Source organism: Affinibrenneria salicis (genome assembly GCF_008710095.1).
Genome location: NZ_VYKJ01000020.1, coordinates 1 through 11,943, shown reverse-complemented (window position 1 = coordinate 11,943; position 11,943 = coordinate 1). Strand labels below are relative to the sequence as shown.

Genomic DNA, 11,943 nt, shown 5'->3' with positions numbered 1-11,943 from the left:
CTCCATAACGCCTGAAGTTAACCCATTGCCCCGCTCTGGCGCATAAGCGCGGGACAACGTGCGGCCATGGCTGACCGGGGCGAAAATCGCTCGGGCACGTTTTTATCTTTTATTTTATATACGTTTAGTAAAGCTTAGCTCGATAATCCTGTTTCAGCCGCGATATGAGAACATTCCGCAGCGTCGTCCATGACCGAAGCGGCCCGCCTTCCATCGCCAGCCACACAGGAATATTCGCCCTGCCCCTGTAGAAAAAACGGAAAGCATAAGCCGCAGCGATAATCTGCAGCCAAAGGCGGGAGGATATGAAAACGCGCGGTCCGGCTCCGTTTGGAGCCGGCGAGATTACGTTCGCCGACGGTAACGGCACGGGCTTATCGTTAGCCGGATCAATCAGGTCATACTCATAACCCTCGACCAGCCGTGGACGCATTCATCGGGCGCTATTGACGGGCTGATGGCCGGGGCGCGCTCCGGCCATCCATCGCTGCGATCGGACGATCAGAATGAGTAGGACAGACTCGCCACCACGCTGCGCTCTGCCCCAAAGTAGCAGAAGTCGAGCGAGTTACAGGCGGCGATATAGCTCTTGTTGGTCAGATTATTGACGTTCAGTTGGGTTTTCACCCCCTTCAGGCCGACGCTGGACAGATCGTAGCCCAGCGCCACATCGACCAGCGTGTACGACGGCAAGGTATGGGTATTGGCTCGATCGCTGGTAATACCGCGCACATGACGTACGCCGGCGCCCAGCGTCAGACCATCCAGCGGCCCCTGGTTGACGTCATAGCTGGCCCACAGGCTGGCCTGATTGCGCGGCGCGTACACCGCGCGGTTGCCCTGGGTGCCGTCGCTGCTCTTCTTATAGCGAATATCCGTATAGGTATAAGCGGCCTGCAGGCGCAGGTTGTCGTTCAGATAGGTGATAGCCTCCAGTTCGGCTCCTTCGGACTGTATCTCGCCAATCGACTGGTAGGGATCGGTCGGCTGCTCTTTGGTGGCTACGTTTTTCTGATTGATGCGGAATACCGATATGCTGTACTGGCTGTTCGATCCCAGCGGCTGATATTTCAGCCCGGCCTCCAGCTGTTTGCCCTGCATCGGTTCCAGAATATCGCCGTTAGTGTCGACGAAGCTGGTCGGCGTAAAGGCGGTCGAATAGCTGACATAAGGCGCGAAACCCTGATCGAACAGGTAAAGCAACGCCGCGCGCGAACTGATGTGATTCTTTTTCAGCGCGCTGCGCCGGCCGCTATCCTGATCGATGTTGGCGATCCGGACCTGATCGTAACGCCCGCCCAGCGTGAAGCGCCAGCGATCCCACGTCATCTGATCCTGCAGATAGACGCCGGTCTGCCTGAGTTCGTGCCGGGCCCGGGTCGCTGGATAAAAGGCGGTGGGTTCAGCCCCATAGACCGGATTAAAGGCGTCAATCGACGGGAAGGCGCCGGAGTACCAGGCGACGTCGTTGTCACGCTGCTGGTAGTCAAGGCCAACCAGCAGACGGTGGTCGACCGGCCCGGTATTGAGAGTGCCGTCCAGCTGGTTGTCCAGCGTCAGAGCGGACATGTCTTCGTCCGCGCCCGAATAGTAGCGATTGAGCGTAGTGTCGGTATTCCAGCCGTAGGCGTAGACCTGATCCATTTTAACCTTGCTCTTCAAATAGCGCAGCCGCTGGCGCCCGCTCAGGTTATCGCTGAACGCGTGTTCGAAATCATAGCCAACCATTTTCTGATTGCGTTCGAACTTTTCGTAATTTTCCTCCCCCTCATAGAAGGTATTAGAAATGCGGCGGCCATTATGCGCCACCACCGTACCGTCATACGGCAAACCGGAGTGACTGCCCCCTTCCGGGTCCTGCTGCAGATAGGCCATCAGTTCCAGACGGGTGGTATCGGAGATGCGCCACAGCAGGCTGGGCGCGATAGCATAGCGTTCCTCTTTCACCGGGCCGAACTGGGTATCCGCCGCGCGGGCGATCGCGCCCAGGCGGAACGCCAGGCGATCGTCATCGTCCAGCGGGCCGGTCACATCGATCGCCGCGCTGCGCTGGCTGTTGTTGCCCGCCGTCAGGCGGATCTGCCCGCTGCGCTCAAATGATGGATGGCGCGAATTCAGCGCCACAATGCCGCCCGGCGACGCGCGGCCGTACAGCACGGAAGCCGGGCCGCGCACTACTTCAATACTTTCCAGCAGCCAGGGATCGATGGTCAGCGAGCTGTAGGAGTTGGTGTCGCCCATTAGTTTAAGTCCGTCCAGATAAACGTTATCCAGACTGCCGTCCGAGAAGCCGCGCAGCACCAGATAGTCGAACCGGTTAGAGGCGCCGATCTGATTGTTGAACACGCCGGGCGTATAGCCGGCGGCCTGACGCACGCTAACCGCCCCCTGCTCCTGCATCTGCTCGCGCGTGATGATGGAAACGGACTGCGGCGTCTCGATATCCGGCGTCGCCAGCTTAGTCGCCCCGCTTTGTACCTGAGGTTCGACCACGATGGTGTCATTTTTTTTAGCGGACCGGGAGGCGGTATCCTCCTCCTGCGCCAGCGCCGTTACGGTAAAACCACCGGCGATTATCCCCGTCATCAGCGCCAGCCGCGTTTTTTTCAACATGAAGTCTCTCCACCATGCCTGTTTTTGTAAATAAGAATTGTTACAGCTTTTGCGCGCGACTGAACTATGCCTGATGACAGCTTGCGTATGAGGGATAACAAAATGCGGATATTGCCGGCTAAAGCGACGGAAAACGCCGGGGAAACGATGACCGCCGCATGAATGCAGCGGCTCGTTAAGCGTTTTCCCGGATAGCGCTGGGGGAAATACCGTAACGCCGGCGGAAGGCGGTGGCGAAATTCGTCGCGTGCTGATACCCCGACAGCCAGGCTGCCTGCTGCACGCTATAGCCCTGCTGCAGGTAACGCCGGGCCAGATTTAAGCGGCAGTCGCGCAGATAATCGAACACCGACTGGCCATAACTCTGGCGGAACTTAGTGCGCAGGCTGCTGGAGCTCATGGCCGCCGCGCGGGCCAGCTCGGGCAGTGCGTGGTCTTTCTCCGGCTGCTGCTGCAATAGCTGGCGTACGCTTTCCAGCCGCCGCTGTTCGCCCGGCGACAGACCATGGCTCTTTTCCTGCGCCGCGGCCCCCGGCGGCAGACAATGCGCCAGCAACTGCAGCATAAGCCCTTCCAGCATCATCCTGCGCGCCAGGTCGCAGGATGCCGTCGTCAGCGTCTGCTGAATGCCGCACAGCAAATAGCCGGGCAGCGGCCAGACGCTGGCCGGGCCGGCGCTATGCCGCGCCCAGGCATGCAGCAAGCTCTTCAGCGCCGGATCCGGCCGGAAAGTGGCGGGATTTATCGCCAGCGTCAGCGTGTTGAGATGCTGGTCCGCCATCTGACTGGCGCTCAGCGTCAATTGCTGCCCCAGCCGGGTACAAAGCGCCATTCCGGGGCGCACGACATACTGCCGGCCGCCGAGGCGGATCGCCACGCAACCTTCGATGACCACCAGCACGTATAGCGGAGAGACCTGCAGCGAGGTCGATTCATAGGATTGCAGCACCCGCACGCTGGAACTGGTCAGACAGAGCCCCGAGGCGAGCGTCATCTCTTCTATCGCGCCCTGCACCACAATGCGTTTCTCTTTATGGCGATCGATGGCGGATGACAGTGTGGGAAAACGGTAAGCGATACCGTAACGTTCGCCAAAACCGAGAAAATCCTCGACCGAAAAATGCCGAGCGTCCGTCACGAGAGAGGAAGGATTGATCATATTCAGCATGGATAACCATCAGGCCCGATGAGTCCGGCGGAAACAGACATCGGCACAATGTATCACCGCCCTCCGCGGGCGGCAATACAATTGATAACAATTCTCATTATTCCGTAGGCGACCAGATTCCCCCCGCAACGCCATAAATTAGCGGCCCGACTCGCAACTCTGGCGTACAGTAGCAAGAGAGGGTTGCAATCCCGATTTAAAAAACGAAAATCAGTTCCATAATAATCAACAGGAGCCAGTCTTATGCCTGCCGCAGATCCCGCTAAACGACGGAAAAAACCAGCGACGGCGCGCGCCAGCGCGCAGCCCGCCGGGCAGGTTCAGTCACTGACCCGAGGCTTAACGCTGCTGGAATATATCGCCAAAGCCAACGGCAGCGTGGCGCTGACGGATTTGGCGCAGCAGGCCGGCCTGCCCAACTCCACCACGCATCGCCTGCTGACCACCATGCAGCAACAGGGCTTTGTGCGCCAGGTCGGCGATCTCGGACTGTGGACCATCGGCGCCCACGCTTTCGTCGTCGGCAGCAGTTTTCTGCAAAGCCGCAACCTGCTGACGTTAGTCCATCCGCTACTGAGAAAGCTGATGGAGGACTCGGGCGAAACGGTTAACCTGGCGGTGCTCGACCACAGCGATTTCCAGGCCACAATCATCGATCAGGTGCAGTGTACGGCGCTGATGCGCATGTCCGCGCCGATCGGCGGCCGCCTGCCGATCCATGCGTCCGGCGCCGGCAAAGCCTTTCTGGCCAGCCTGCCCGACGAGCAGGTGACCCGGCTGCTGCATAAAAAAGGGTTACACGGCTACACCGGCCATACGCTGGCTTCCCCCGGCCAGTTGAAGGACAATCTGGCGCTGATTCGCCGCCAGGGCTATGCCTTTGACGACGAAGAACATGCGCTGGGCCTGCGCTGCGTGGCGGCCTGCATTTTGGACGAGCACCATCAACCCTTCGCCGCAATCTCGATCTCCGGCCCGCTCTCGCGCATTACCGACGCTCGGGTGACCGAACTGGGCGCGCTGGTGATCAAGGCCGCCAAAGAGGTGACCTGGCAGTACGGCGCCACGCGTTTGTAGCTGCGTCGCCTCAGGCGCGGCGCGCAACGACGCTCTCGCGCTGATGAAAGCGTTTGCACCGCCGGTAGGCATACACATCCTCCACATGTCCGGCAAGAATGCGCCGCTGCAGCCCGCGCCAATAATCGGCGCTGAACAACTCGCTATGCATTTCCTCAAACAGTTTGCGTATCCTGACATCGCCGCACAGGAAATGGCGAAACTCTTCCGGGAAAACATCGTCGGTCGCAACGCTATACCAGGGGTCGGCCGACAGCTCATCCTCCGGATAACGTGCCGGCGGAATCGTGCGGAAATTCACGTCCGTCATGTAACAGATCTCGTCGTAATCATAAAACACCACCCGGCCATGCCGGGTCACGCCGAAATTCTTAAACAGCATATCGCCGGGGAAAATATTGGCCGCCGCCAGTTGCTTAATCGCGTTGCCATACTCCTCGATCACATCGCGCAGTTGCTGATCGTCGGCCTGCTCCAGATATAAATTCAGCGGTATCATGCGCCGCTCCATATACAGGTGGCGAATGATCAGATGATCGCCGCGATCTTCCAGCTTATCCGGCACGTCGCGCCGCAGCGCGGCCATCAATTCAGGACTGATGCGCGCCTTCTCAATAACAAAGTTTTCATACTCCTGAGTATCCGCCATACGCCCCACCCGATCGTGTTCTTTGACCAGTTGATAGCATTGCCGCACCCGCCGGGCATTTACCTCCTTCGGCGGCGCAAAGCGGTCTTTGATCACCTTAAAGACGCGATCGAAGGATGGCAGAGTAAACACCAGCATCACCATGCCTTTCACGCCGGGCGCCACGATAAACTGCTCATCGGATGCGGACAGGTAATGCAGATATTCGCGATAATATTCCGTCTTGCCATGCTTCTGGCAGCCGATGGCCATGTACAGTTCGGAAGTATTTTTTCCCGGCAGAATATCCCGCAGCCAGGCGACCAGCGCCGCCGGCAGCGGCGCATACACCATGAAATAAGAGCGGGCGAAACCAAAGACGATGCTGGCCTCCGGCTGGCTGGTCAGGCAAGTATCGATAAACAACCCGCCCTGCTCGTTGTGATGGATCGGCAGCAGAAAAGGAAAGACGCCGTCGGGCAGGCACAGCTTGCCGACTAGCCAGGCCGCCTTGTTGCGGTAAAACAGTTCATTCACCACCTGCAGCCGCCCCCGCTTCAAACGGGAGACGGAGTAGGTCTGCGTCAGAACCTCGACGATACAGGCGATATCGCGGGACAGATCCTCCCACGACAAACGCAACGGTAACCCGTTCAACAGCTTATCCAGCACGCTGCGCCAGTCGGGCGTGGGATAAAAGGTCCGCGCCAGCGGGCGCGGAATCTCGCGGAAGCGCTGCTCCGGCTGAGAGCTAAACAAAAATAGCCGTTCAGCCGTCAGATGACGATGATTGAATAACCGGCAGTAGACCGAATTAAAGAAGCTCTCGGCGATTTCAAAACGCGCATAACCGGGCAGCAGGGTTTGATAGGCTACCCTGACCTGAGCCAGAAAGCGGGGATCGTCGACGCGGTGGGACGCCATGCTGCGCAGTTGCTCCACCACCAGCCCGACATGCTGGTCGTACAGATGAATACGCGCTTTCATCGCCTGCTGCACCGCCGCCCAGTCAGCCTGTTCGAAACGCTGCTGCGCCCCGGACGTCACTTCGAGAAAACGCCCGTACTGAGCGTCAAACCCCTGCAGAATCGTCCGGGCGACCAGCTGTTCCAGCTTATGCATCGTTTCCTCCCGCGACGCTGAAGGACGACGGCCCCGTTCAGAACTGCTGCTCTTCCGTCGAACCGGTTAACGCGGTTACTGACGATGCGCCGCCCTGAATAATGGTCGTCACTTTGTCGAAATAGCCTGTCCCCACCTCCTGCTGATGCGAGGAGAAGGTGTATCCCTGCTGCAATGCGGCGAATTCAGGCTGCTGCACTTTTTCTACATAGTGCCTCATCCCTTCGCCCTGCGCATAGGCATGGGCCAAATCGAACATGCTGAACCACATGCTGTGAATGCCGGCCAGGGTAATGAACTGATATTTGTAACCCATCGCCGCCAGCTCATCCTGAAAACAAGCAATCGTTTTATCGTCCAGATTCTTTTTCCAGTTGAATGACGGCGAACAGTTATAGGCCAGCAGCTTGCCGGGATACTGCTTGTGGATAGCCTCGGCGAAACGACGCGCCATCGACAGATCCGGCGTGGAGGTTTCGCACCAGATCAGATCGGCATAAGGCGCATAAGCCAGCCCGCGGCCGATCGCCTGATCAATCCCGGCCCGGGTGCGGAAGAAACCCTCGGCCGTTCGCTCGCCGGTAATAAAGTCCTTATCACGGGCATCGCAGTCCGAAGTCAGCAGATCGGCCGCGTCGGCGTCGGTGCGCGCCACCAGCAGCGTCGGCACGCCCAGCACATCGGCGGCCAGGCGAGCGGCCACCAGTTTCTGGATCGCCTCCTGAGTCGGCACTAATACCTTACCCCCCATATGCCCGCATTTCTTCACCGACGCCAGTTGGTCCTCAAAATGCACGGCGGCGGCGCCGGCCTCGATCATCGCTTTCATTAATTCAAAAGCGTTGAGCACGCCGCCAAAACCCGCCTCTGCATCGGCCACAATCGGCAGGAAGTAGTTAATGTAGCGCGCATCAGAAACGTCAATGCCGTTAGCCCACTGGATCTGGTCGGCGCGGCGGAAGGTATTATTGATGCGCGCAACGACGGCCGGTACCGAATTAGCCGGATAGAGCGACTGATCCGGGTACATGCTATCGGCCAGGTTAGCATCGGCCGCTACCTGCCAGCCCGACAGATAGACCGCCTCGATACCGGCTTTCGCCTGCTGTAAGGCCTGACCGCCTGTCAGGGCGCCGAGACAGTTGACATAACTTTTGCGCGCCTCTCCGTGCAGCAGCGCCCAGAGTCTGGCCGCGCCGAGCTGCGCCAGCGTACAGGCGGGATTGACCGACCCGCGCAACGCAATCACTTCTGGCGCGCTATAAGGCCGAACGATCCCCTGCCAGCGGGGTTTTTGCCATTCAAGCTTCAGCTGTTCGATCTGTTGGGTACGAGACGTTGTCATGGTCAGACTCCTTTTTCATTCGCGCATTAAGCAAGCAGTGAGTAACCCGATAAGGTCAAAAAGTCGATCGGCTCATCCTGGGTGGTGATGCGCGCCATCAGACTGGTGGCTTCGGCAAAGCGCCCGTTGCTGAAACGCGCCGCGCCGAGCTGTTGCTGTATCACCAACAGCTCTTCGGACAACATCTGGCGAAACAGCGCCGCTGTCACCTGCCGTCCATCGCTGAGCGTTTTGCCGTGGCGGATCCATTGCCAGATAGAGGTGCGGGAAATCTCCGCCGTGGCCGCATCCTCCATCAGACCGTAAATCGGTACGCAGCCATTGCCGGAGATCCAGGCCTCAATGTATTGCAGCGCGACGCGAATATTGGCTCGCATGCCCTGTTCCGTACGCTGACCGGGACAAGGCGCCAGCAGTTGCCGCGCATCGATCGGCGCATCCTGCTCGCGCATCACTTCCAGCTGATTACGCCGTTCGCCCAACACGCGATCGAACACCGCCATCGCGGTATCGGCCAGGCCGGGATGCGCGATCCAGGTTCCGTCGTGCCCATTGCCGGCTTCACGCTCTTTATCCTGGCGCACCTTGTCCAGCACCTGGCTATTACGCTGTGGATCCTTATCCGGAATAAACGCCGCCATACCGCCCATGGCGAAGGCGCCGCGTCGGTGACAGGTTTTAATCAGCAAACGGGAATAGGCATCGAGAAAGGGCTGATCCATGGTGACCACCTGCCGGTCCGGCAGTACGCGATCGGCGTGGTGCTTCAACGTTTTGATATAGCTAAAAATGTAATCCCAGCGCCCGCAGTTCAGTCCGGTAATATGATGGCGAAGATGGTACAGGATCTCATCCATCTGAAAGACGGCAGGTAAAGTTTCGATCAGCACCGTAGCCTTAATCGTTCCCCGCGGCAAAGCAAAACGCTCTTCCGCGGCGCTGAATACATCGCTCCACCAGGCGGCCTCGCGCCAGGACTCCATCTTAGGCAAATAGAAATAAGGACCGCTGCCTTTTTCCAGCAGCGCCCGATAATTGTGGAAGAAATAGAGCGCAAAATCGAACAAACTGGCCGGGATAGCCTCCCCCTGCCAGCTCACGTGCTTTTCCGGCAGATGCAGACCGCGAACCCGGCAGATCAGGACGGCTGGATCGGGTTTCAGCTGATACAATTTTCCCGCGCCATTGATATAGGAGATGGTGCCCTTTACCGCATCGCGCAGATTGAGCTGGCCGTCGATCACGTTGTCCCAGGACGGCGACAGCGAGTCCTCAAAGTCGGCCATAAACACCCTCACATTGGCATTCAACGCATTGATGATCATTTTACGTTCGACCGGGCCGGTAATTTCCACCCGGCGATCCTGTAAATCATCCGGTATTGCGCTAATCTGCCATTCGCCATTACGAATGGAAGCTGTTTCCGAAAAAAAGTCTGGCAGCGCTCCGTCGTCGATTTGCCGCTGCACCACTTTTCGGTCGGTCAACAGCTTATTGCGTCGGACGGTAAACTGACTGACCAGTTCGGCCAGAAAGTCGACGGCTTCCTGAGTTAACACCTGTCGTTCCGCTTCACCAAAGCGCTGGTTAAATGCCAGCGTCTGACTTATTACCTGTTGCGTCATGTCATAGCTCCTGTAGATCGTCGGAGGGCAAACAGCATGATCCGGCCTTTTTAGCCGTCAGATTTAAGCGTAATCATCCTTTCAATAAAATCAAAAACAATTTCCATTTTTAATGAAAAATGCATTTATCATAATGAAAAATAAATAATTATTTTAAAGTAGTGTTCGGTAATTAATTTCAATATAAGAATCAGACAGCGGCGGGCATAAAAAAGGACGCTGAATCGCGTCCTGTAAGGAAAAAGCGTAAACGAGGCACTAATCAAGCGTTGGATTCATCCGGCGCAGGTCATACGGCGTAATCTGGTAGACATAGTAGTTCAGCCAGTTAATAAACAGCAGATGGCCATGACTACGCCAGGTGGCCTTCGGCGTCAGCTCCGGGTTGTTGTCCGGAAAATAGTTCTCCGGCAATACCGGGTCCAGACCGGTGGAAAGATCGCGGAAATACTCGCTCGCCAGCGTCAACGCATCGTATTCCGGATGACCGGTGACAAATGCCAGACGCTTATCCCGACTGGCGAACAGATAGGCGCCGGCCTGTTCCGACTCAACCAACATCTCCAGATCGGTGTGTTCGCGGATCACATCGACCGGGAAGTCGGCATAGCGGGAATGCGGCGCTAAAAAGGTTTCATCAAAACCGCGCGTCAACAACCCGTGCTTCTGCACGGTATGATGTGGATAGACGCCGGAGAGCTTATCGCGCCGCGTCATTTTAGGAATATCGTACAGAATATTCAGCGCGGCCTGCACCGCCCAACAGACGAACAGGGTCGAGGTGACGTGCTCCTTCGCCCAGTGGATTACGCGCTGAATCTGCGGCCAGTATGCGACATCGCAGAAATCAACCAGCCCGAGCGGAGCGCCGGTGACAATCAATCCGTCGAAGTTTTCCTCCTGAATATCTTCAAAGTTGCAGTAGAAATTATTCAGATGTTCGGCAGGCGTATTCTTCGACTCCCGGCTGTCGATGCGTAAAAGCTGAATATCGATCTGCAACGGTGAATTGGACAACAAACGCAAAAACTGGTTTTCCGTCTCAATTTTTTTCGGCATCAGGTTCAGTACCAGTACCTTTAGGGGACGAATCTCCTGCGTTTTTGCACGGGACGACGTCATGACAAAGACGTTTTCATTACGCAAAAAGCTGACGGCTGGTAACTCATCAGGAACCCGGATTGGCATAACCTTATATCCTCAAAGCATACGTTTATATGTTTATACGTTTAGACTTCCAGATGCCCAAAGATAGCGATTTTTACCGCAAAAGTCGAGGAAACAACGCCAGGGTGAAAATGTTTCATCAGGAAGCTGATAAACATATTCCTGATTAGCATAAAGAATGGAAGATATAGCAAAGTATGAGTATACAGAGAGCCAAAGACTCAGCGAACAGCACGTGATATTTCCCACACAGGGCGTGTCGCTGCCAGCATCGCGCCCAACGGCAGTAAAGGCCATTACCGTGCCGGAGATGTTTATGCCGGCGAAGCAGAGCGTTTCCGTGACCTATGAACCACGGATTCTGTATATTGAAGCGGCGCTGATCTATCTGATGTTCAGCACCGTCCTGAGTCATCTGCAGGCCCGGCTGGAAAAACATTATCAGCATCATCTGCAGCGCTGAACACGGGACGTTAAGCCGGATCGTGCTTTGCGTATGGACGGGCAGCGCCACCCTGCAGCCATCTCAGGCCTGGGGGGAAAAACATTATCAGCGTCATCTGCAGCGCAGAAGACAGGACGTTAAGCCGGATCGTGCTTTGCGTATGGACGGGCAGCGCCGCCCTGCAGCCATCTCAGGCCCGGGGGGGAAAACATTATCAGCGTCATCTGCAGCGCTGAAGACAGGACAAGACTGCCCGGCCCCAAAAAGTGAGCCCCGTTGTAACCCGCCAGGCCAGGGCATGCGCACCGGATTGGTCAGGCACACCCGTCATCAGATGGATATCGGTACGCCGGGTGGACCGCTGCGAATGACGCCGGCCGGCGCGCGGCAGACCAGGTGACAGGCAACCAGCGCAGGAGAGTGGCGCCAGGGGCATTGATTGCGACCGGTGGCTGTCACGCGAAGGCGTCCGCTGTGCCCGGCGCAGCAAAAACCGGATACCCCCTGAGGGGCTCAGGCATGAGTCGGCAGCGAAGCTTCTGCTGTACCGCGCCGCGGCAGGCCGGCCATTCAGCGGCCTGCCCGACGATGGCCATACCCTGGCCATCGTCAGCGATGAGCCCTGCCCCTGCGGGCTTCCCTGGCTGGATATCTGCGACGGGCCGCAGGTCGCCGCCTTTATTGCCGCCTGGCTGCGCCGTCAGACGCCCTGAGGTCCGTCAGGCGACCGGGCCCCGCTCGCCGCCCGTTTTC

7 protein-coding genes and 1 pseudogene are annotated in these 11,943 nt (G+C 57.6%); 2 read left to right on the top strand and 6 right to left on the bottom strand.

The features are described 5' to 3' along the window. Positions 1-501 precede the first annotated feature (501 nt). Together foxA and FJU30_RS24495 are read right to left on the bottom strand one after the other, a co-directional pair. A complete protein-coding gene (gene foxA, locus FJU30_RS24500) occupies positions 502-2,613 on the bottom strand; it encodes a ferrioxamine B receptor FoxA (RefSeq protein WP_150437581.1) in 2,112 nt (703 codons plus the stop codon). A 175-nt stretch (positions 2,614-2,788) separates the two neighbouring features. Further along, positions 2,789-3,772, bottom strand: coding sequence for an AraC family transcriptional regulator (locus tag FJU30_RS24495; RefSeq protein ID WP_150437625.1), 984 nt, complete (start codon positions 3,770-3,772; stop codon positions 2,789-2,791). A gap of 252 nt (positions 3,773-4,024) precedes the next feature. On the opposite strand from FJU30_RS24495, the gene iclR reads away from it, so the two are divergent. Beyond that, positions 4,025-4,858, top strand: a complete 834-nt coding sequence (gene iclR / locus FJU30_RS24490; RefSeq protein ID WP_150437580.1) for a glyoxylate bypass operon transcriptional repressor IclR — start codon at positions 4,025-4,027, stop codon at positions 4,856-4,858. Between the two features lie 10 nt (positions 4,859-4,868). Here the strand turns inward: iclR and aceK are convergent, their stop codons facing one another. The 4 genes from aceK to metA all read right to left on the bottom strand — a co-directional run bounded on the left by aceK (position 4,869) and on the right by metA (position 10,766). Continuing rightward, complete coding sequence (gene aceK / locus FJU30_RS24485) at positions 4,869-6,608, bottom strand: bifunctional isocitrate dehydrogenase kinase/phosphatase (protein ID WP_150437579.1); 1,740 nt, start codon at positions 6,606-6,608, stop codon at positions 4,869-4,871. A 37-nt stretch (positions 6,609-6,645) separates the two neighbouring features. Continuing rightward, on the bottom strand, positions 6,646-7,953 hold the full coding sequence (gene aceA, locus FJU30_RS24480) for an isocitrate lyase (RefSeq protein ID WP_150437578.1): 1,308 nt from the start codon (positions 7,951-7,953) through the stop codon (positions 6,646-6,648). A 26-nt stretch (positions 7,954-7,979) separates the two neighbouring features. Then, positions 7,980-9,578: a malate synthase A gene (aceB, locus tag FJU30_RS24475; protein ID WP_150437577.1), complete on the bottom strand. Its 1,599-nt coding sequence runs from the start codon at positions 9,576-9,578 to the stop codon at positions 7,980-7,982. A gap of 258 nt (positions 9,579-9,836) precedes the next feature. Then, entirely contained in the window at positions 9,837-10,766 is a 930-nt protein-coding gene (gene metA / locus FJU30_RS24470; protein ID WP_150437576.1) for a homoserine O-acetyltransferase MetA, read from the bottom strand. 274 nt (positions 10,767-11,040) lie between these two features. Here metA and FJU30_RS24465 point away from each other — a divergent pair. After that, a pseudogene (locus tag FJU30_RS24465) lies at positions 11,041-11,208 on the top strand (cysteine ABC transporter permease); the annotation flags it as partial. Between the last annotated feature and the right edge of the window lie 735 nt (positions 11,209-11,943).

What these genes read in the sequence shown, in the direction of transcription:
- foxA (WP_150437581.1), bottom strand. Translation starts at nt 2,613, where the DNA reads ATGTTGAAAAAAACGCGGCTGGCGCTGATGACGGGGATAATCGCCGGT.
- FJU30_RS24495 (WP_150437625.1), bottom strand. Translation starts at nt 3,772, where the DNA reads ATGATCAATCCTTCCTCTCTCGTGACGGACGCTCGGCATTTTTCGGTC.
- iclR (WP_150437580.1), top strand. Translation starts at nt 4,025, where the DNA reads ATGCCTGCCGCAGATCCCGCTAAACGACGGAAAAAACCAGCGACGGCG.
- aceK (WP_150437579.1), bottom strand. Translation starts at nt 6,608, where the DNA reads ATGCATAAGCTGGAACAGCTGGTCGCCCGGACGATTCTGCAGGGGTTT.
- aceA (WP_150437578.1), bottom strand. Translation starts at nt 7,953, where the DNA reads ATGACAACGTCTCGTACCCAACAGATCGAACAGCTGAAGCTTGAATGG.
- aceB (WP_150437577.1), bottom strand. Translation starts at nt 9,578, where the DNA reads ATGACGCAACAGGTAATAAGTCAGACGCTGGCATTTAACCAGCGCTTT.
- metA (WP_150437576.1), bottom strand. Translation starts at nt 10,766, where the DNA reads ATGCCAATCCGGGTTCCTGATGAGTTACCAGCCGTCAGCTTTTTGCGT.